The organism is Pseudomonas sp. NFR02 (genome assembly GCF_900119375.1).
Lineage (GTDB): Bacteria > Pseudomonadota > Gammaproteobacteria > Pseudomonadales > Pseudomonadaceae > Aquipseudomonas > Aquipseudomonas paracarnis.
The window spans coordinates 850,041-869,154 of sequence record NZ_FPJJ01000002.1; the positions used below are offsets into that span (position 1 = coordinate 850,041).

The 19,114-nt window shown below is 61.9% G+C and carries 21 protein-coding genes; 11 read left to right on the top strand and 10 right to left on the bottom strand.

Annotated features, from left to right (window positions below):
* Positions 1-150: 150 nt before the first annotated feature.
* Together pobA and BT199_RS09690 are read left to right on the top strand one after the other, a co-directional pair.
* The gene (gene pobA, locus BT199_RS09685; protein ID WP_172832688.1) at positions 151-1,335 is read left to right on the top strand and encodes a 4-hydroxybenzoate 3-monooxygenase; all 1,185 of its coding nucleotides are present in this window, start codon (positions 151-153) and stop codon (positions 1,333-1,335) included.
* A gap of 66 nt (positions 1,336-1,401) precedes the next feature.
* Positions 1,402-2,919, top strand: a complete 1,518-nt coding sequence (locus BT199_RS09690) for an MDR family MFS transporter (protein WP_072434364.1) — start codon at positions 1,402-1,404, stop codon at positions 2,917-2,919.
* A gap of 56 nt (positions 2,920-2,975) precedes the next feature.
* On the opposite strand, the gene BT199_RS09695 is transcribed toward BT199_RS09690, so the two are convergent.
* The 3 genes from BT199_RS09695 to BT199_RS09705 are packed head-to-tail and all read right to left on the bottom strand — an operon-like array spanning position 2,976 to position 5,011.
* Complete coding sequence (locus tag BT199_RS09695) at positions 2,976-3,815, bottom strand: cache domain-containing protein (protein WP_054920003.1); 840 nt, start codon at positions 3,813-3,815, stop codon at positions 2,976-2,978.
* 55 nt (positions 3,816-3,870) lie between these two features.
* On the bottom strand, positions 3,871-4,341 hold the full coding sequence (gene cynS, locus BT199_RS09700) for a cyanase (RefSeq protein ID WP_014717475.1): 471 nt from the start codon (positions 4,339-4,341) through the stop codon (positions 3,871-3,873).
* A gap of 28 nt (positions 4,342-4,369) precedes the next feature.
* A complete protein-coding gene (locus BT199_RS09705) occupies positions 4,370-5,011 on the bottom strand; it encodes a carbonic anhydrase (protein ID WP_019818265.1) in 642 nt (213 codons plus the stop codon).
* Positions 5,012-5,124: 113 nt separating this feature from the next.
* Between BT199_RS09705 and cynR the strand changes: the two genes are divergently transcribed.
* The gene (gene cynR / locus BT199_RS09710; RefSeq protein WP_014717477.1) at positions 5,125-5,976 is read left to right on the top strand and encodes a transcriptional regulator CynR; all 852 of its coding nucleotides are present in this window, start codon (positions 5,125-5,127) and stop codon (positions 5,974-5,976) included.
* 93 nt (positions 5,977-6,069) lie between these two features.
* On the opposite strand, the gene BT199_RS09715 is transcribed toward cynR, so the two are convergent.
* A complete protein-coding gene (locus BT199_RS09715) occupies positions 6,070-6,843 on the bottom strand; it encodes a transporter substrate-binding domain-containing protein (RefSeq protein ID WP_072434365.1) in 774 nt (257 codons plus the stop codon).
* 364 nt (positions 6,844-7,207) lie between these two features.
* On the opposite strand from BT199_RS09715, the gene BT199_RS09720 reads away from it, so the two are divergent.
* The 5 genes from BT199_RS09720 (at position 7,208) to BT199_RS09740 (ending at position 11,862) form a co-directional block, all read left to right on the top strand.
* Entirely contained in the window at positions 7,208-8,578 is a 1,371-nt protein-coding gene (locus BT199_RS09720; RefSeq protein ID WP_072434366.1) for a glutamine synthetase family protein, read from the top strand.
* Between the two features lie 98 nt (positions 8,579-8,676).
* Complete coding sequence (locus tag BT199_RS09725) at positions 8,677-9,276, top strand: class I SAM-dependent methyltransferase (RefSeq protein ID WP_014717480.1); 600 nt, start codon at positions 8,677-8,679, stop codon at positions 9,274-9,276.
* A gap of 122 nt (positions 9,277-9,398) precedes the next feature.
* Complete coding sequence (gene rnd / locus BT199_RS09730; RefSeq protein ID WP_014717481.1) at positions 9,399-10,532, top strand: ribonuclease D; 1,134 nt, start codon at positions 9,399-9,401, stop codon at positions 10,530-10,532.
* Positions 10,529-10,822: a YcgL domain-containing protein gene (locus BT199_RS09735; protein WP_014717482.1), complete on the top strand. Its 294-nt coding sequence runs from the start codon at positions 10,529-10,531 to the stop codon at positions 10,820-10,822. Before rnd ends, BT199_RS09735 begins: the two co-directional genes overlap by 4 nt.
* A gap of 107 nt (positions 10,823-10,929) precedes the next feature.
* Entirely contained in the window at positions 10,930-11,862 is a 933-nt protein-coding gene (locus BT199_RS09740; protein ID WP_072434367.1) for a D-2-hydroxyacid dehydrogenase, read from the top strand.
* Positions 11,863-11,986: 124 nt separating this feature from the next.
* Here the strand turns inward: BT199_RS09740 and BT199_RS09745 are convergent, their stop codons facing one another.
* Positions 11,987-12,580, bottom strand: a complete 594-nt coding sequence (locus BT199_RS09745) for a nitroreductase family protein (RefSeq protein ID WP_003189601.1) — start codon at positions 12,578-12,580, stop codon at positions 11,987-11,989.
* A 153-nt stretch (positions 12,581-12,733) separates the two neighbouring features.
* Here BT199_RS09745 and BT199_RS09750 point away from each other — a divergent pair, with 153 nt between their 5' ends.
* Both BT199_RS09750 and BT199_RS09755 read left to right on the top strand, forming a co-directional pair.
* The gene (locus BT199_RS09750; protein ID WP_003172524.1) at positions 12,734-13,183 is read left to right on the top strand and encodes a YcgN family cysteine cluster protein; all 450 of its coding nucleotides are present in this window, start codon (positions 12,734-12,736) and stop codon (positions 13,181-13,183) included.
* A 13-nt stretch (positions 13,184-13,196) separates the two neighbouring features.
* The gene (locus BT199_RS09755; protein WP_014717484.1) at positions 13,197-14,417 is read left to right on the top strand and encodes a hypothetical protein; all 1,221 of its coding nucleotides are present in this window, start codon (positions 13,197-13,199) and stop codon (positions 14,415-14,417) included.
* Positions 14,418-14,482: 65 nt separating this feature from the next.
* Here the strand turns inward: BT199_RS09755 and BT199_RS09760 are convergent, their stop codons facing one another.
* From BT199_RS09760 to BT199_RS09775, 4 genes are all read right to left on the bottom strand, one after another.
* Entirely contained in the window at positions 14,483-14,833 is a 351-nt protein-coding gene (locus BT199_RS09760) for a YgaP family membrane protein (protein ID WP_019818260.1), read from the bottom strand.
* Positions 14,834-14,900: 67 nt separating this feature from the next.
* Positions 14,901-15,368 (bottom strand): RNA methyltransferase, encoded by a 468-nt coding sequence (locus BT199_RS09765; RefSeq protein ID WP_014717486.1) that lies wholly within the window; start codon positions 15,366-15,368, stop codon positions 14,901-14,903.
* A gap of 187 nt (positions 15,369-15,555) precedes the next feature.
* Positions 15,556-15,930, bottom strand: a complete 375-nt coding sequence (locus BT199_RS09770; RefSeq protein ID WP_072434368.1) for a YajD family HNH nuclease — start codon at positions 15,928-15,930, stop codon at positions 15,556-15,558.
* A gap of 89 nt (positions 15,931-16,019) precedes the next feature.
* The gene (locus BT199_RS09775; protein WP_003189610.1) at positions 16,020-16,706 is read right to left on the bottom strand and encodes a spermidine synthase; all 687 of its coding nucleotides are present in this window, start codon (positions 16,704-16,706) and stop codon (positions 16,020-16,022) included.
* 78 nt (positions 16,707-16,784) lie between these two features.
* Between BT199_RS09775 and BT199_RS09780 the strand changes: the two genes are divergently transcribed.
* The gene (locus tag BT199_RS09780; RefSeq protein ID WP_014717488.1) at positions 16,785-17,066 is read left to right on the top strand and encodes a hypothetical protein; all 282 of its coding nucleotides are present in this window, start codon (positions 16,785-16,787) and stop codon (positions 17,064-17,066) included.
* Here BT199_RS09780 and BT199_RS09785 read toward each other — a convergent pair.
* Entirely contained in the window at positions 17,063-19,105 is a 2,043-nt protein-coding gene (locus BT199_RS09785) for a S9 family peptidase (RefSeq protein WP_072434369.1), read from the bottom strand. The two genes, BT199_RS09780 and BT199_RS09785, sit on opposite strands and share 4 nt — an antisense overlap.
* Positions 19,106-19,114 lie beyond the last annotated feature (9 nt).

The window sequence follows — 19,114 nt, forward strand, 5'->3', positions numbered from 1 at the left end:
CCCCGATTGGCGAAAAGCACAGGTTTTGACGCAGTTTTCACCTTCTTATGAGCCTCACTCAAGTGAAAAATGTCAGCCACAAGAGCAATGACAACTCTTTCACTCCATACGTTCGCGTGAAGCTTGAAGGTCATAAAAATAATGAAAACCCTGAAAACCCAAGTCGCCATTATCGGTGCCGGTCCTTCCGGATTGCTGCTCGGCCAACTGCTGCACAATGCTGGCATCCAGACCCTCGTTCTAGAGCGTCAGAGCGCCGATTACGTACAAGGCCGTATCCGCGCCGGTGTGTTGGAACAGGGCATGGTCGACCTGCTGCGCGAAGCCGGCGTCAGCCAACGCATGGACGCCGAAGGTTTGGTGCACGACGGGTTTGATATTGCCCTCAATGGCCAACTCACCTCCATTGACCTCAAGGCCTTGACCGGCGGCCAGTCGGTGATGATTTACGGCCAGACCGAGGTCACCCGCGACCTGATGGCCGCCCGCGCAGCCGCCGGTGCCATCACCCTGTACGAAGCCTCCGATGTTCAACCCCATGACCTGAAAAGTGAACAGCCGTGGCTGACCTTTGAGCACGAAGGCCAAGCCTACCGCCTGGAGTGCGACTACATTGCCGGCTGCGACGGTTTCCATGGTGTGGCCCGCCAGTCGATACCGGCGCAAGCGCTGAAGGTGTTCGAACGCGTCTACCCCTTCGGCTGGCTGGGCGTGCTGGCCGACACGCCGCCGGTACATGCCGAACTGGTGTACGCCAAACATGCGCGGGGTTTTGCGCTGTGCAGCATGCGGTCGCCGACCCGCAGCCGTTACTACCTGCAAGTGCCGGTCGAAGAGAAGCTGGAAGACTGGGCGGATGAACGTTTCTGGGATGAACTCAAGAGCCGCCTGCCCGGCTCATTGGCCGAACAATTGGTGACCGGCCCGTCGATCGAGAAAAGCATCGCGCCGCTGCGCAGCTTTGTGGTGGAACCCATGCAGTACGGGCGCCTGTTCCTGCTCGGCGATGCCGCGCACATTGTGCCGCCCACCGGTGCCAAGGGCTTGAACCTGGCGGCCAGTGATGTGAGCACCTTGTTTCGCATCTTGCTCAAGGTGTACCACGAAGGGCGCTTGGACTTGCTGGAAAAATACTCGGCAATCTGCCTGCGCCGAGTGTGGAAAGCCGAGCGGTTTTCCTGGTGGATGACCTCGATGCTGCATCAGTTTCCCCAGGCGGACGCCTTCAGCCAGCGCATTGCCGAGAGCGAGCTGGACTATTTCATCCACTCCCAGGCCGGGCGCAAAACCATCGCAGAAAATTACGTCGGCCTTCCTTACGAGCCTATCGAATAGCCTGCTATCGTATCGAGCATTCCCACCGGTGACCGTTGCCTGTGGGCCCTGCTCGAAGGTTCTGCCGTGACTCACCTCAATCAGCCCGCTCCAACCGTTCCCGCCGTGCGCAGTATCCTGGTCGCGCTGATGATGGCGATCTTCCTGGGTGCCCTGGACCAGACCATTGTCGCCGTGTCCATGCCGGCCATTTCCGCACAGTTCCATGACGTCAACCTGCTGGCCTGGGTGATCTCAGGCTACATGGTGGCGATGACCGTGGCGGTGCCGATCTACGGCAAGCTCGGTGACCTGTATGGGCGCCGGCCCATGATGCTCATCGGCATGGGCCTGTTCACCCTGGCGTCGTTGTTTTGCGGCCTGGCGCAAAGCATGGAGCAACTGGTGCTGGCTCGGGTTCTGCAGGGTATCGGCGCTGGCGGGATGGTCTCGGTGAGCCAGGCGATCATTGGCGACATTATTCCTCCCCGCGAACGGGGACGTTATCAGGGGTATTTCAGCAGCATGTACGCGGTGGCCAGCGTGGCCGGGCCGGTGCTGGGCGGTTATATGACCGAGTACCTGTCGTGGCGCTGGGTGTTTTTGATCAACCTGCCACTGGGCGTCGGCGCCTGGTACGTGGCCCATCGCACCCTGGTGGGGCTGCCGGTGCCGCAGCGCAAGCCGATCATCGATTACCTCGGCACGGTGCTGATGATCGTCGGCCTCACCGCCTTGTTGCTGGGCATCACCGAAATCGGCCAGGGCCATTCGTGGCGTGACGATCAAGTGCTGGGGTTGCTGGCCTGCGCACTGATGGCGTTAAGCGTGTTTGTGTGGCACGAACGCCGGGCGCGGGAACCGCTGTTGCCGATGCACTTGTTTGCCAACCGCAGTGCGGTGTTGTGCTGGTGCACGATTTTCGTCACCAGCTTCCAGGCGATTTCCCTGACAGTGCTGATGCCCCTGCGCTACCAGACCGTGACCGGCGCCGGTGCCGACAGCGCGGCCCTGCACTTGTTGCCCTTGGCGATGGGCTTGCCGATGGGCGCGTATTTCGCCGGGCGCATGACCTCGGTGACGGGCCGCTATAAACCGATGATCCTCAGCGGCGCAGTGTTGAGCCCGCTGGCGATTCTCGGCATGGCCTACAGCGCGCCCCAGGCGGTGGCGCTCACCAGCGTCTTCATGTTGTTGTGCGGTATCGCCGCGGGCATGCAGTTCCCGACCTCGTTGGTGGGGACGCAGAACTCGGTGGAGCAGCGGGATATCGGTGTGGCCACCAGCACCACCAACCTGTTTCGCTCCCTGGGCGGGGCAGTGGGGGTGGCCTGCATGTCGGCGTTGCTGCTGGCGCTGTTACACGATTCCAGTTTCGCCCATCTGGCAAGCGGCGCACTGGTGGCCGAAGGCAGTTCCGGCAACGTGCTGCTCGACGGCCTCAACGCCGCACCCGGCCCGGCGCAAGATGCGTTGCGCGGCGAGCTGGCGGTGACGTTCCGGCATTTGCTGATGGTGAGTGCGGCGGTGTCGCTGCTGGGGTTGGCCGCTGCGATAGCGATGCCGAATCGGGTACTGCGCGGCCGTGAAGACAAAGTTAGATAAGCGGACGCGGAGCGTCCCAGGCGGCGTTCCCACGCAGAGCGTGGGAATGATCAGGATCAGGGGCTGTAATACCCCACCGCAACCATGAAATGCCCGCTCTTGCGCACATAGGCATGCTTGTTCTCGACCTTGCCGGTCACCGGGTTTTTCCAGCGGTATTTGTATTCGCCCTGGTCCTGTTCGGCCATCATCTGGAGGATCGGCACACCCACCGGTTTGCCATCCGGGTCCTTGATCTTGGCAAAATCGGTGTTGATCAGGCGCAGGTTGGTGCCATGGGCGACGTAGCGCTGCGTGTTCAGGTCCACCACGAATACGTAGAGATCATCTTGCAGGAAGCCGCCTTGCAAGGAGTTGATCGCCTTGAGCGTGCCGGCTTCATCCTTGACCAACGCCTCCACCGCCTTGTTGCGCAGCGCCCGTGCCTGTTCCGGTGTGGCGCGCGGCAAGTAATAACCGACCGCCAGGATGCGTTCGCCCACGCGCTGATAAAACACGTGTTTATGTTCGACCTTGCCGTCATTCCAGTTCTGCCAGCGGTAGTCAGCCTGCTGGATACCCTGGTTTTCGGGCACCTTGAGCGCGTCCTTGAAGGATTGGCGCAAATCCGGTCCGAGTACCTCGGACACATCGCGACCTATGAGCGCGGAGGAGGGCCCGCCACTGGCCAGCAGTACGCCTTTTGTATCGACCACAAACACATAACGGTCCTGGTCGATGAACTCGCCCTGACGGCTGAAGGCGGCGAACGCCTTGTCACCTTGCTTGTGGTAGTACGCCAAGGCCTTTTCCAGCAGGGCCTTGGCGGCTTGGGCATCCGCTTCCTGTGCCGTGGCGGCATGCACCTGGCTGCAACACAACAGCAGCAGCCAGGTGAATCGGAGCAGTCTCTTCATTTACCCGTCCCTCGTTCTTGTTGGTGTGCCAAGAGCGTAGACGGTTGGCGGCGAATCAGAAGGGTTTGGTCGGCAGGTATTTGCCGTCCAGGGTGATGACCGCACGGGAGCCGCCGTCCGGGTCTTCGACTTTCTTGATGTCCAGTTTGAAGTTGATGGCGCTGATGATGCCGTCGCCGAATTGCTCATGCACCAGGGCCTTCAAGGTAGAGCCGTAGACTTGCAGCATTTCATAGAAACGGTACATGGTTGGGTCGGTCGGCACACCGCTCGGGAAGCTGCCGCGCAGTGGGACGCTTTGCAGCAGGCGGCTGGCGTCCTCGTCAAGGCCGAGTTTGCCGCACACGATGTCGGCCGCTTCCTTGGGCAGCGGGTGCTGGCCGAGCAGGGCTGCGGTGACGAATGCCAGGCTCAGCCCGGTGCCGTCGGTGAGGTCCTGCCACGACAGGTTTTTGCGTGCCTTGAGGTCGATAACGGTGTCGGCCAGGGCCAGGCGTGGGGTTTGAGCGAATTGGGATTGCAACATGGTGACGTCCTCTTGGGTTGATTAGGGTTCAGGCGGCGTGGGCGCGGGTGCTGGGGTGGTCGAGCAGGGAGACGAAGCGCCCGGTGTGCCCGTCCAAAGCGTCAATGCCGCCGGTTTCGATGTCGTACACCCAGCCATGCAGGTTCATCCGGCCTTGTTCCAGCGCCAGGGCGACCGAAGGGTGAGTCTTGAGGTTGGCCAGTTGGGCGACCACGTTTTCGCGCACCAATGAATCCAGGCGTGCAGCGTCCGAGGCATGCGTACGGGCGGCATTGATCACCTTGGCCGACTCGGCATGGCGCAACCAGTTGGCCACGGCGGGCAGGTGGTCCAGGCATTTGCAGGTAGAAATTGCAGTCATCGCGCCGCAGTCCGAGTGCCCGCAAATCACGATGTCGCTGACGCCCAGCACCGCTACGGCATATTCGACTGTGGCCGACACACCTCCCGGCTCCGGGCCGTAGGACGGCACTATGTTGCCGGCGTTACGGATGACGAACAGGTCGCCGGGTTCCTGCTGGGTCAACAGCTCGGGGACTACGCGGCTGTCAGAGCAGGACACGAACAAGGTGCCGGGGCTTTGCGTGGTCGCCAGGTGTTTGAACAAGTCACTGCGAGGGGTAAAGGCTTCACGTTGGAATTTGCGAAAGCCGTCGATGAGATGCTGCATGGTGGTTCTCCTTGCGTCGCTGATGGGGGCAAGGATGGGAGTTTTTGGCTATAGGGTCCAAGACCGGTTTATTATGCTTTCTATAAGTCATGCCTATAGTTGGAGCGCTGCCCATGCTGTTGCGTCATATCCGTTACTTGCTGGCCGTTGCCGAGCACCGCAACTTCACGCGGGCTGCAGAGGCGCTGCACGTGTCGCAGCCGACCTTGTCGCAACAGATCAAGCAACTGGAAGAAAGTCTGGGCGCGCCACTGCTGGACCGCTCCGGGCGCAGTGTCAGCCTGACCGACGCGGGGCAGGCCTATGTGCGTTATGCGCGGCTGGCCTTGCAGGATCTACAAGCCGGCACCCGCGCCATACATGACGTGCAGGACCTGCGCCGAGGGCATTTGCGCCTGGCCATGACGCCGACTTTCACCGCCTACCTGATCGGGCCATTGCTGGCGCGTTTCAACCAGCTGTATCCGGGCATCACCCTGAGCATCGAGGAACTGACCCAAGACCGTATCGAAGCCGCGCTGGGCGAGGACCTGCTGGATATCGGCATCGGCTTTACCGGCGAGCATGGGCTGGAGATCGACTGTGAGGCGCTGTTTGTCGAAGAGCTGAGCCTGGTCGTCAGTGCCAGTCACCCCGAACGCACACAACCGGCCTGGCTCGAACAGCCTCTGGTGCTACTGAACACAGGCTTCGCCACCCGCCGCTACATCGACGACTACTGCCACCAGCAAGGGGTTAAACCGCAGATTGCCATGGAGGCCAATTCCATCAGCGCGATTATCGAAATCGTGCGCAGCACGCCCCTGGCAACCGTCCTGCCCCGCGCACTGGCCGAGGCCCAGGCAGGCCTGCATGCCGTGGCGATTGCCCCACCGTTGCCGCAGCGCACCGCGGCACTGCTGAGCCGCAAGGGCGCGTATCGCAGCGCTGCGTGTGCGGCGTTTGTAGCGTTGATCAAGGCGTAGGGCCGGGCTGACGCCCCAGGATCCCAATGTGGGAGCTGGCTCGCCTGGGATGACGGCCGGACAATCAACACCGATCTACCTGGCACCCCGCATTCAAGGCGCAGCCAACCACTGCCCCACAATCCCCGCATACGCCCCCGTCGCCACACTTAAATGCAACCACTGATCCACGTAACTCTTCCAGGCCACATCATCGCGCGGCAACAAAAACGCTTTTTCACTGTACTGCATCGGTTGCTCCGGGTTGACCGCGCACAACCCAGGCTTGAGCTTCTGCTGATAACGTGCCTCGCTGGCGTCGGTAATCATCACATCGGCTTTGCCCGCCAGCAGCTCATCAAAAATCGTCACGTTGTCATGCAGGCGAATCTGCGTCTGGCCCAAGTGCGCACGGGCAAACACTTCGTTGGTGCCGCCCGCCGGTTCGATCACTCGCACCTCGGGCTGGTTGATCTGCTCCACCGTCTGGTAACGCTGCACGTCGGCGCAGCGTACCAGCGGGATCTTGCCGTCGACTCCGAGTGATTGGCTGAAGAAGGCTTTTTTCTGACGTTCCAACGACACGGAAATACCGCCCACCGCGATGTCGCAGCGTTGGGCCAGAAAGTCCGGCATCAGGGCTTTCCAGGTGGTAGGCACCCAGGTGATTTTGGCGTTCAGGCTCTTGGCGAGAGACTCGGCCATGGCAATGTCGATGCCTTCATAGCCGCCGTCGCTGCGCAGCGAGGTGTAAGGCTTGTAGTCGCCGGTGGTACACACGGTGAGGGTGCCGCGCGCAATCACGTCGTCAAGGCGAGATGCAGCGGTGTCGGCCTGGGCGACAGTGGCCAGGCTTGCCAGTACACAGAGGGCCAGAGGCGCTTTCATGGGGTCGAATCCTTGGGGCACGGTCGGGGGCTCATTATTTCCAGCACAGGGCAGGGTGGCAAGGCGCGGTGAATGTTTAGCCAAACTGCAACCAAACTCCGTCAAGCCTGAATTTACCTGCGTATCCCCGCGTGTGACGCTCAAGTCTTTCTATCACTGTGAAGCGCGCATGCACGCTTGCCCCGACATTCACACCGCGACATTGCCGTCTGCGCTTGCGTTCTGGGCTCTGTTCCATTGCCGACACGCGCGCCCGCCAGATACCTCTCTCCTACGTTGATCTACCCCATGGATGACGCGCACCTGTGCGCATCTGCCCGGCGGCGCCTGCGCGCTTGCCTGACGCAAACGTATGAGAATTCCCATGAGTGTTTTTGCCCGCCTGCATGAAGCCCAGACCTTCCTTGAACAGAACCCCGACATTGAGATGTTCGAGCTGTTTATCCTCGATAACAACGGCGTACCGCGCGGCAAGCTGCTGCACCGCGACGAACTGCTGGCGGTGTACGAAAGTGGCCGGCCTCTGCCCAGCACCATCCTCGGCCTGACTATCAATGGCGATGACGTAGAAAACTCCGGGCTGGTCTGGGAGGTGGGGGATATCGACTGCCGCGCCTATCCGATCAGCGGCAGCTTGCAGCGCATGCCATGGCGCTTGATCCCCACCGCGGCGGTGCAAGTCAGCATGCACCCCACCGAAGGCCTGCCCGCCACCGTGGCCGACCCCAGGCACCTGCTGGCCAATGTTATCGAGGCGCTCAAGGCCGACGGTTATTACCCGGTGATGGCGGCGGAGCTGGAGTTCTACCTGCTCGACCAGAAGCCCGACAGCAACGGCCGCCCACAACCGGCGCGGGATGTGGATGGCAAGCGTCCGCGCTCGACCCAGGTGTACGGCCTGCGCGAGCTGGAGCAGATCGAGCCGTTTCTTGCCGACCTCTACAGCGCCTGCAAACTGCAAGGGATTCCGGCGCGCACGGCCATCTCCGAGTACGCGCCGGGCCAAGTGGAAATCACCCTCGAACACCGCACCGACGCGCTGCAGGCGATGGACGAAGCCGTGCGCTACAAACGCCTGGTCAAGGGCGTGGCGCACAAACATGGAATGACCGCCTGTTTCATGGCCAAGCCGTTTGACGACCTGGCCGGTACAGGCATGCACATGCACGTCAGCTTGGCCGATGCCCAGGGCAATAACCTGTTTGCCAGTGAAGCGGTCGACGGCACGCCACTGCTGCGCCAGGCCGTGGGCGGCATGCTCAGCACCTTGCTCGATTCACTGTTGATGTTCTGCCCCAACGCCAACTCTTATCGACGCTTCCAAACCAACAGCTATGCGCCGCTCGCTGCCACCTGGGGCGTGGACAACCGCACCGTCAGCCTGCGAGTGCCCGGTGGCCCGGCTCAATCCCGGCATATCGAACACCGCATCTGCGGGGCCGACGCCAACCCCTACCTGGCGGCCGCCGCGATCCTGGCCGGCATTCATCGAGGCATCCGCGAACAGCTCGACCCTGGCGCCCCGGTGCAAGGCAACGGCTACGCCCAGGCCAAGGAACTGTTGCCCACCGACTGGCTGACCACCTTGCGCGCGCTGGAAACCTCCCGCTGGGCACCGGATGCGTTCGGGCGCCAATTCCTCGGCGTTTACCTGGCGGTCAAACGTGCCGAATACCGCCAGTTCATGGGCGAGGTAGGGGAGCAGGATTGGCGCTGGTACTTGCATCAAGCGTGACCGGTTTTAGTGGGGGGCTTTCGACCTTTTTTTCACGTTGCGGCGGTTAAGCTGCGAATCAAGGTCGTTCACTACCGTTTCATTCACATGAGCCCGCGATGTCGCCACAACCTCCATCCTCCATCGAGACCGAATTCACCGAGCGCTATGACCGTGAGCATGCCAGGGGCTGTGGCGACCCGCGTCCGCCCAGGCTGTTGCAGCGCCTGTCGGCGTGGCGCGATGCGCGGTTGGTACGCCAAGCCCTGAAGGTGGCGGGGGAGCCAGGGCTTATCCTCGACCTGGCGTGCGGTTCCGGGCGCTTCTGGCCGGTGCTGGCCGAACACGTCAACCGCGTGATACTGGCCTCGGACAACTCCCAGGCGATGCTCGATCACGCGCGCACCCATCACCCGGGCGGGTTGCTCAAGCGTGTCAAAACATTCCAGGGCTCGGCGTTTTCCATTGGCCTTTCGGCGAATGCGGTGGACTGCATTTTTTGCCTGGATTTGTTTCGCCATGTGCCCGACAGTGATGCGCGACTCATGTTATTGCACGAGTTTCACCGCGTCAGCCGCGACACGGTGATTGTTGCCGTGAACGTGGGCACGCCCGTAGAGAGCGAGTTTCGGCAAGCCGGCTTCAAAATCCTCAATTACCAAGAGTTCCTGCCGGGCTCGCGGCGATGGTGCGTCTACGTTTTGCGTAAGAGAGGATAACGCCCCTTTGTCGGACTATTCTTCATCTCCTGTCGGAGTTTTCATGATGGCGTGTGCACTGCGGATGCTCGCAAGCCCCTTTCGCGATATATACTGCGCGCCATTCTTCAAGGGAGAGCCGTGTGGCCATCGATATTCACTGGATCTGCGACAACGATAGCCTCGGCCAGCATTGCGCCGAATGGCAGCAGTTGCCATTCGTCGCCCTCGACACCGAATTCATGCGGGTCGACACCTTTTACCCTATTGCCGGGCTGATCCAGATCGGTGATGGCGTGCGCGCTTACCTGATCGACCCCCTGACCATCGACAATTGGCAACCCTTGGCCGCCTTGCTGGAGAACCCAGCGGTGATCAAGGTGGTGCACGCCTGCAGTGAAGACCTGGAAGTGCTGTCGCGCCTGACCGGCAGCTTGCCGGTGCCCTTGTTCGACACCCAATTGGCAGCGGCCTACCTCAACCTCGGTTTTTCCATGGGCTACTCGCGCCTGGTGCAGGCGGTGTTGGATATCGAGTTGCCCAAGGGTGAAACCCGCTCCGACTGGCTGCAGCGGCCATTGTCGGAGACGCAGATCAGCTACGCCGCCGAAGACGCGGTGCACTTGGCCGAGGTTTACACCCGTCTGCGCCCGCAACTGTCGGATGACAAATACGCCTGGGTACTGGAAGACGGCGCCGAATTGGTGGCCAACCTGCGCCGCGAGATCGACCCCTACGAGGTGTACCGCGACGCCAAGCTGGCGTGGAAATTGTCCCGTGCCCAACTCGCGGTGTTGCGTGAACTGTGCGCCTGGCGCGAGCAGCAGGCCCGTGCTCGCGACTTGCCGCGCAACCGTATTATTCGCGAACACTCGTTGTGGCCCCTGGCCAAATCCCAGCCGGATAACCTCGCCGCCCTGGGCAAGATCGAAGACATGCACCCGCGCACCGTGCGCCAGGACGGCCAGTTTTTGCTGGACCTGATCAAACGCACCGGTAGCGTGCCCATGGACCAATGGCCGCCTGCCGTGGCTGAGCCGTTACCCGTGGACGCTGCCGCGTTGATCAAGCAACTGCGGGCTTTGGGCCAAACCTTCGCCGAGCGCCTGGACATGGCGCCGGAACTGATGCTGCGCAAGAAAACCCTCGAAGCCCTGGTTAAAAGTGGCTACCCCGATGGGCCTTACCAATTGCCAGACTCGCTGCGTGGCTGGCGCCGCGAGTTGATGGGCCAGGCGTTGCTCGACAGCCTGGCCAATGCCGGAGAACAGCCTTGAAACGTATTTGCTCCATCTACCGCAGCAAGAAAAAAGACGGCATGTACCTCTATGTGCTCAAAAGCGATGCCCTGGAGCGCGTACCCGAGCCGTTGATGGAAGCCTTCGGCAAGGCGCATCACGCCTTTGACATGGTGCTGACGCCTGAGCGCAAGCTGTCGCGCGAAGACATCACCGTGGTGCTGGAAAACCTCGACAAGCAGGGCTACCACCTACAAATGCCGCCAGCTGAGGACGAGTACATCGAGCACTTGCCCGAAGAGCTGCTGCGCCGCAACGACCCGATGTGATCGACCCGTGCCCGGCTCAGGGCACAGTTTCAATGGAATCGTATTAGAGGACGGTGGCCGTAAGGATGCGGGCGGCCGTCTGCACTGTTTTTTCAAAGGTTTGAACCATGCGTGTTCTGATTGCTGAACAGGATCATCCGCTCTACGCCCAATTGCTCAGGGACGCCGCCCCAGACCTCGAAGTGCTGACCAGCGGCGATTCGGCCGAACTCTCGCGCCTGGCCGCCGACTGTCCGGTGTGGCTGGGCCAGCCCGATCTGTTGGCGACCCTGCTGCGCCAGGGCCATCATCCGCAATGGCTGCAATCGACGTGGGCGGGCATCACGCCACTGCTGGCCGACGGCTTGCCACGCGACTATCGGCTGACCCGCGCGGTAGGCATTTTTGGCCAGGTCATGGCCGAGTTTGTCCTCACCTACATGCTGGGCCACGAGCGCGAAGTGCTGGCGCGGTTGGTCAGCCAGGTGGAGCGCAAATGGGATAACCGCATGGGTCAGAGCCTGGCGGGGCGTAAGGCGCTGATCGTCGGCACCGGTGACATTGGCCAGAGCGTGGCCGAGTTTCTGCTGCCGTTCGGCGTGCAGTTGTATGGCATCGCCAGCCAGGCCCGCGAGCAGGCACCGTTTATCGAAGTGGCGGGGCCCGACCAGTTGGGCCGGCTGGTGGGGGAGGTGGATTACGTGATCAACCTGCTGCCCAACACGCCTGATACCCATGACCTGTACGACGCGGCGCTGTTCAAGCAATTCAAACCCACCGGTTTGTTTATCAACGTCGGACGCGGCGTGGCGGTGGTGGACGCCGACCTGGTCGAGGCGCTCAAAGAAGGGCACCTGGCCGGCGCGGTGATCGACGTGTGCCGCCAGGAGCCCTTGCCGCAACGCCATCCGTTCTGGACGGCGTGGGGTTTGCTGTTGACCGGGCACAGCTCGGCCCCGACCTCGCCGCCGATGATGGTGGCGTTGTTTGTGCAGAACCTGCGGGCGTATCAGGCCAAGCAAGCGCTGCGCGGGGAAGTGGATTTCGAGCGCGGTTACTGACAAAACGCGGAAAAAAATGTGGGAGCGGGCTTGCTCGCGAATGCAGGGGATCAGTCAACACATTGGGTGGCTGCCACACCGCATTCGCGAGCAAGCCCGCTCCCACATTGAGTGTATGCAAGTCTTAGAGACTGAAGTCACCCTCGGACACCAGCTCGCTCAACGGCTTGCGCGGGCTCGGCATTTCGCGCCCTTGCAGGTACTCCGGCAAACTCGACTTGTCACCCAGCTTGCCCACCGCCACGGCCGCATGCAGCGCATAACCCTGCGGAATCTTGAGCTCCTTGCGGGTCAGTTCCTGGTCGAAACCGGCCATGCCGTGGGTGTGCCAGCCACTGAGGCTGGCTTGCAGCGCCAAGTGGCCCCAGGCCGAGCCGGTGTCGAAGGTGTGCCACAGCGCCGGGGTTTCTTCTGTGGCGCCGGGGGCGATGAAGTCGGTTTTCGACGCGATAATGACCAGAGCCGACGCATGCTGCGCCCAATTGCGGTTGAATTCATTCAGCAGGCCCAGGAAACGCTCCCAATCCGGCGTGTCACGGCGCGCATACAGAAACCGCCACGGCTGCGAGTTGTAGGCCGAAGGTGCCCAGCGTGCCGCTTCGAAGAAACTCAGCAGCGTCTCCTGCGGGATGCTCTCGCCGGTAAAGGCGCGGGGCGACCAGCGCTCGGTAAATTGGGTGTGGATCGGATAATCGGCAACGCGGGGGTTATTGCTCATGGACAGACCCTGATGAAAAAACCGGGATTCAAAACTACTGCGCGCATCCAGGCCTGACAAGTCTTGCAACACCGTCAGTCGTAAGCGCTTGGCCCCAACGGGCTTGGGCACTAGACTGGCGGCCTTTTCACCTTCCGATACTGATGCAGAGCCATGGCCGCCAAAGTCGAACCTTTCTGGATACGCAAAACCCTTGAGCACCTCGACCAAGAGGAGTGGGAGTCCTTGTGCGACGGCTGTGGCCTGTGCTGCCTGCAAAAGCTCGAGGATGAGGACGACAACAGCGTCTATTACACGCGTATCGCCTGCAAACTGCTCGACCTGAAAACCTGCCAGTGCACCGATTACCCCAACCGCCGTGCCTCGGTGCCTGATTGCATCCAGCTCACGCCGGGCCAGGCCGATCAGTTCAAATGGTTGCCGCCGACCTGCGGTTACCGCCTGGTCAGCGAGCGCAAGGACTTGCCGCTGTGGCATCACCTGGTCTGCGGCGACCGTGACGCGGTGCACCACGAACGCATTTCCCAGTCCGGGCGCATGCTCAGCGAAGGCAGCGTGCCCGAAGACGACTGGGAGGATTACCTGATTTTCCGCGCGGGTTGAACGAGGAGTGTGTATGAAGGTGGCCGCCAAGTGGGCAGCGGGCCTGGTCGTGCTGGCGCTGAGCGGGCCGGGCTGGTGCGCGAAGAAAGTCGACCTGGATTACCACGTCAAGCTGTTGCCCCAAAGCCAGCAGGCCGAGGTGCGCGTCAGCCTGTCCCAAGGCGCGGCGGTGCGCAGCCTGAACTTCGACCTGGGCCGCGACGGTGACTACAGCGACTTCAAGGCCGATGGCCAGTGGCAAATCACGGGCAACCGTGGCCTGTGGCAACCCAGTGCCGACAAGGCCAGCCTGACCTACCGCGTGCGCCTGGCCCATGCGCGCAAGCCCGGCGTGTATGACACACGCATCACGCCCGGCTGGGCGTTACTGCGCGGCGAAGACCTGGTGCCGGCCGCCCGTCTCGACCAGCAAGACGGCGTCGAACTGGTCTCACGCCTGATGTTTGAACTGCCGACGGGTTGGAAGAGCGTCGAAACCGCCTGGCCGCGCATCGGCCAGAACAAATTCCGCATCGACAACGTGTCCCGCCTGTTCGACCGCCCCACCGGCTGGATGCTGGCGGGCAACCTCGGCAGCCGCCGCCTGCGCCTGGGTGATACCGACGTCACCGTGGCCTCGCCCAAGGGCCAGGGGATGCGCCGCATGGACGTGCTGACGTTACTGACGTTTGTCTGGCCCCAGGTGGAGGCCGCGTTCCCGCGCCATCCTGGCAAACTGTTGATTGTCGGTGCCAGTGACCCGATGCGGCGGGGCGCTTATTCGTTACGCGATTCGATCTACCTCAACAGCCGCACGCCGCTGGTTGGCGAAAATGGCAGCAGCCCGTTGCTGCGCGAAGTGGTGCAGGCCATCGGGCGCTTTAATGACCACGACAGCAGTGACTGGATCAGCGAGGGCTTGGGCGAGTACTACGCAATCGAGTTGATGCGGCGTGCCGGCGGTATTACCGATGAGCGCTATGCGGCGATCCAGGCACGGCTGACCAAAGAAGGCAAAGACGTCAGCACCCTCAAAGGCGAGCACGTCAACGGCGCGACGCTGGCGCGTTCGGTGGTGGTATTGCAGGAACTGGACCGTGAGATCCGCGTGAAGACCCACAACAAGCGCTCCCTGGACGATCTGGCGCAGGCAGTGATGCGGGTGAACAGCATCAACACCAAAGAGTTCGTGCAGTTGGCCGAGAGTGTGATTGGTGAGTCTTCGGTGGTACTGGACTCCAAATTACTGCGCTGAGCAACAAAACTGTGGGAGCAAGCCAGCTCCCACATTTTAGATCTTCACAGTCTTGAAGACAGGGATCAGGCTTTAGGTTTCACCGCCTTTTCAGCCGCCACTTCAGCCTTGGTCTTCAGGTTCTTCAACTCTTCCCCGGCGCGCTCGATTTTCGTGCGCACGCTGTTCATTTCCTGGCGGCCCTGTTCCAGTTTGTCCTTGAGCGAACTGTGCCCGGTAAAGCCACGGGCCAGTGCCACGCCACCAATCGCCACCTGGATCAAGCCGAAAATCCCACCACGGCGCAAGCCTTTACCCACCATCATTACCCCGCCGGCCACCGAGCCGATGCGCTCCCAGCCATGCACGTTCTGGGTGGGTTGAGGCTTCAACGGCGTGGCTTCGATGATAGGTCGCAAGGTTTTGCTGTCGCTCATGATCAGTCTCCAACAAGGGCAAGTGTTACTAGCTGACTGCGCGCATGTGCCGGATGTTCCCGCAATGTCAGTACTTGGGGCCCGAGCGGGTGTTGTTGCCCTTGGCCAGGCGGTCATAGAGCACCACGTTGACCGTGGCCGCCAGGTTCATGCAGCCGGTGGTGGGGATATACACCACGTCCTCGCACCAATCGCGGATCTCTTTGTCCAGGGAGCCGTCTTCGGGGCCGAAGATATACAGCGCGCGGTCGGGGTGGGTGTATTCAGGCAACGGGCGGGCGCCGTCGACCAATTCCACGGCGACCGGGATGCAGCCTAAGGGCAGGATCTTTTTCAGATCGTCGATGCCGATCAGCGGGATATCGTGGTGCACCTTCTTGGTGTCGGTGATGAAATCCCTGGCGCGCTCGTAACGCACGCCGGTGTAGAACACCGAGGCCACGCCGTAACAGCCGGCGGCACGCATCACCGAGCCGACGTTTTCGGGGGATTTGGGGTTGTACAGACCGATGCAGCTGTAGCGTTTATTGCCCACGGGGAAGGGTGCCTTGAGAAAAACGGCGATTATACGGGGAATGTGAGACTGCGGTCGGGAACAAGTTATGTGTTGTTGCAGCCGCCGCCTTCGCGAGCAAGCCCGCTCCCACATTTTAATTTGTGAACACATTCAAATGTGGGAGCGGGCTTGCTCGCGAAGGGGCCAGGACAGTCAGCCCAGAGCTTCAGTTGTCCTTCTTCATCAACCCCGCCAACGCCGCAAACGGGTTGTGCGTCGCCTTGGCAATGCTCGGGCTGCTGGTGGAGCCTTCGCCGAAGTACTGCTGGTCGGTGTAGCGCGAGTGTTCGTTGTCGTGGCAGTACAGGCACAGCAACTCCCAGTTGGAACCGTCCTGGGGGTTGTCATCATGGTTGTGGTTGCGGTGGTGAACGGTCAGTTCACTCAAGCGCTTGCCGGCAAATTCACGGGCGCAGCGGCCACACACGTGGGGGTACATCTTCAAGGCTTTATCGCGGTAGCCCATTTCGCGGTCGCGCTGGGCATCGGCAAGGATGCGGTCCAGCTTGGCGGTGTGGGAGGGCGGGTTGTTCGAGCTCATCATGGCTCCTGGCTATTATTGGGTGGTTCACGGACAAGGTTGATTCTAGCTGCTCCCACAGGGGATTGGCGCGATTGAATCAACCGCGATCAGCCCTTGAGCTTCTCTGCAATCCAGATGGTATGCCGCGTACCCTTGTTGCCATGGGCAAATACTTGCACTTCTTCGGCCTTGAAGCCGGCCTTGCGCAGTTTGTCACTGAACAGCTTGTCGGCGCTGGCCGACCACACGGCCAGCACGCCCTTGGGGCGCAGGGCCTTGGCACACGCGGCCAGGCCACTGGCCGAGTACAACCAACTGTTAGCCTTTTGCGTGAGCCCTTCAGGGCCGTTGTCGACGTCGAGCATGATCGCGTCAAAGCCTTGGGGCTCGGCCTGCAGTACCTTGGCCACGTCTTCCTGGCGGACCACGGTGCGCGGGTCCAGCAGCGGGCGTCCGGATTTCTCCCCCAGCGGCCCTCGGTTCCACTCCACGACGCCGGGCACCAGTTCGGCCACCACCACTTCGGCGCTCTTTCCCAAATGCTTGAGCGCCGCGGCCAGGGTAAAGCCCATGCCCAGGCCGCCGATCAGCACCCGCGAACCCGGGCGCCCGGCCACTTTGCGGCAGGGAATCTCCGCCAGGGCATCTTCGGAGCCGTGCATGCGCGTGTTCATCAACTGGCCACCGTCACCGCCCTGGATCTTGATGACAAAGTCCTCGCCGTATTCGAACAGGCACAAGGCGCCGCCGTTGTCGGGGATTGGGGTGGTGTCCAGCAGAACGAAACGTTTCATGGAAATCTCATTGGGAAGGGCATTCTTGCGCGGTTGGGAGTAGCCTTAGGGCATTCCGGTCAGGCCATGGAGCCATCGATGAAGTGCAGCATTCTAACGGTCATTGTGTTGAGCGCGCTCGCATTGGGTACCGCGCAGGCTCAGGAGTTACAAACCGTACCGGTCGCGCCCGCGCCAACCCCAGGCGCGCCGGGCACGCCAACGCCCACGTTGTACCCGCAAGTCACGCCGCCCGTTGCGCCCAAGACCCATAATGGCTCGCCACCGCTGGCGCCCATCGTGCTGCCGGCGCCGCCCAAGGACCAGACGGTCCCTGGCCTGCAGCAAAACGACAGCAAGCCGAAAACGCCGGGCGGTTAGACCAGACCGAGGGCCTTGAACACAAAGGCATATTCGAGGGCCACGTCACGTAAGCCCTGATAGCGCCCGCTCATGCCGCCATGGCCGGCACCCAGCTCGGTCTTGAGCAGCAGCAGGTTGTCGTCTGTCTTGGTATCCCGCAGCTTGGCCACCCACTTGGCGGCTTCCCAGTACTGCACGCGGCTGTCGTTATAGCCGGCGATCACCAGCGTGGCCGGGTAAGCCTGGGCACGGACGTTCTCGTAGGGCGCGTAGGCCTTGATGCGCGCATACACTTCGGGTTCCTCGGGGTTGCCCCATTCGTCGTACTCGGTGATGGTCAGCGGCAGTTCCGGGTCGAGCATGGTATTGAGCACATCGACGAACGGCACTTCCGCAATCGCCGCCTGGAACAATTCCGGACGCTGGTTGAGCACCGCGCCGATCAGCAGGCCGCCGGCACTGCCGCCGCTGATCGCCAGTTGTGGGGAGGTGGTCAGGCCCTCGGCGATCAAATGTTCCGCGCAGGCGATAAAGTCGCTGAAGGTGTTCTGCTTGTGTTCCTGCTTGCCGCTGCGATACCAGGCCTCACCCAGCTCACCGCCGCCGCGCACATGGGCGATGGCAAACGCCACCCCGCGGTCGAGCAAGCTCAGGCGCGCATGGGAGAACCACGGGTCCAGGCTTGAGCCGTAGGCACCGTAGCCATACAGGTACAGGGGCGTCGGCTTGCCGAGCTGGTCACGCTTGACCACCAGGCTGATGGGTACCTGGGTGCCATCGGCAGAAGTGGCCCACAGGCGTTGGCTGACGTAATCGTCGGCGTTGAAGACGCCCAGCACCGGGGTTTCCTTGAGCACGACCTGCGCGCCTGTCGCCAGCTCGAGCTGGCGCACTTGGGCCGGGCGATTCAAGGCCTCATAGCGCAGGCGGATCTTGTCGCTGGGAAACTCGAGGCTGTTCTGTACGTAGAGGCTGTAGGCGGCGTCAGGCAATTGCACCCGATAGGCCGGCACGTTCTCGGGGTGTACTTCGATAACCGGCAGGCCACCAATGCGCAGGCTCAAGGTCATGGCGTTGGCGTTCAGGCTCACGCCGTCGAGCATGACCTCGTCGCTGTGGGGGATCAGGTTCTGCCAGTCGGCTTCGGTGGGCGGCGTGCCGGTGTCGGCGGCCACGTACAGCGCATGGTTGATGCCGTCGCGGTTGCTGCGGATAAACCAGGTCCACTGGCCATTGCGCTTGCCGTGGTCGACGTCGTATTCGTGGTCTTCGACCCGTGGCGCCAGGCAGGTGAAGGCCAGGTGCGGTTGCTCGGCGTCCAGCGCCCAGACTTCGCTGGTGGTCTTGCTGCCCAGGGCCAGCAACAGTTGGCGCTCGGAGCTTGAGCGGTAGCAATGCAGGAAAAAACGGCCGTCGGGCTCGTGGAACACTTCCTGCGCGGCGGTGCCGTCCAGGCGATAGCGATACAGTTTGTGCGGGCGATGGGTGTCGTCCAGCTCACCGAAAAACAGGGTCAGGCTGTCATTGGCCCAGGTCATGCTGCCATCGCAGTTTTCGAACGCCAGTTCGCTGACCTTGTCGGTCGCCAATTCCTTCACGAACAGGGTGTAAATCTCTTCGCCGCTGGTATCGAGGCTATAGGCCAGGCGTTGGTGATCGGGGCTGATGCTGAACGCGCCCAGGGAAAAAAAGCCGCCATTGGCCAAGACGTTCGGGTCCAGCAACAGTTCTTCGCTGCTGGCGTCCACCTGGTTGCTGTCATCGGCCGGGCGGCGGCAGCGGTAGTGGCGGGCGTACTCGTCACCGGCGGTGGTGCGGGTGTAATACAAATACGGGCCCCAAGGGGAGGGCAGGGACAGGTCGGTTTCCAGAATGCGGCCCTTGATCTCGTCGAACAGGGTCTCGCGCAACGCCTGCTGATCGGCGAGTTGGGCTTCCTGCCAGTCGTTTTCGGCCTTGAGGTAGTCGAGTACCTCAGGGTTGTCGCGTTCTTGCAGCCAGGCGTACGGGTCTGGGCCTGGGGCCTTGCGGGCAATCGGTGCGGTGGAAATAGGCATGGATAATTC

Coding starts and splice junctions, on each gene's coding strand:
- BT199_RS09695 (WP_054920003.1), bottom strand. CDS start 3,815: ATGAAGAGACTGCTCCGATTCACCTGGCTGCTGCTGTTGTGTTGCAGC.
- cynS (WP_014717475.1), bottom strand. CDS start 4,341: ATGTTGCAATCCCAATTCGCTCAAACCCCACGCCTGGCCCTGGCCGAC.
- BT199_RS09705 (WP_019818265.1), bottom strand. CDS start 5,011: ATGCAGCATCTCATCGACGGCTTTCGCAAATTCCAACGTGAAGCCTTT.
- cynR (WP_014717477.1), top strand. CDS start 5,125: ATGCTGTTGCGTCATATCCGTTACTTGCTGGCCGTTGCCGAGCACCGC.
- BT199_RS09715 (WP_072434365.1), bottom strand. CDS start 6,843: ATGAAAGCGCCTCTGGCCCTCTGTGTACTGGCAAGCCTGGCCACTGTC.
- BT199_RS09720 (WP_072434366.1), top strand. CDS start 7,208: ATGAGTGTTTTTGCCCGCCTGCATGAAGCCCAGACCTTCCTTGAACAG.
- BT199_RS09725 (WP_014717480.1), top strand. CDS start 8,677: ATGTCGCCACAACCTCCATCCTCCATCGAGACCGAATTCACCGAGCGC.
- BT199_RS09740 (WP_072434367.1), top strand. CDS start 10,930: ATGCGTGTTCTGATTGCTGAACAGGATCATCCGCTCTACGCCCAATTG.
- BT199_RS09745 (WP_003189601.1), bottom strand. CDS start 12,580: ATGAGCAATAACCCCCGCGTTGCCGATTATCCGATCCACACCCAATTT.
- BT199_RS09750 (WP_003172524.1), top strand. CDS start 12,734: ATGGCCGCCAAAGTCGAACCTTTCTGGATACGCAAAACCCTTGAGCAC.
- BT199_RS09755 (WP_014717484.1), top strand. CDS start 13,197: ATGAAGGTGGCCGCCAAGTGGGCAGCGGGCCTGGTCGTGCTGGCGCTG.
- BT199_RS09760 (WP_019818260.1), bottom strand. CDS start 14,833: ATGAGCGACAGCAAAACCTTGCGACCTATCATCGAAGCCACGCCGTTG.
- BT199_RS09770 (WP_072434368.1), bottom strand. CDS start 15,930: ATGAGCTCGAACAACCCGCCCTCCCACACCGCCAAGCTGGACCGCATC.
- BT199_RS09775 (WP_003189610.1), bottom strand. CDS start 16,706: ATGAAACGTTTCGTTCTGCTGGACACCACCCCAATCCCCGACAACGGC.
- BT199_RS09780 (WP_014717488.1), top strand. CDS start 16,785: ATGAAGTGCAGCATTCTAACGGTCATTGTGTTGAGCGCGCTCGCATTG.
- BT199_RS09785 (WP_072434369.1), bottom strand. CDS start 19,105: ATGCCTATTTCCACCGCACCGATTGCCCGCAAGGCCCCAGGCCCAGAC.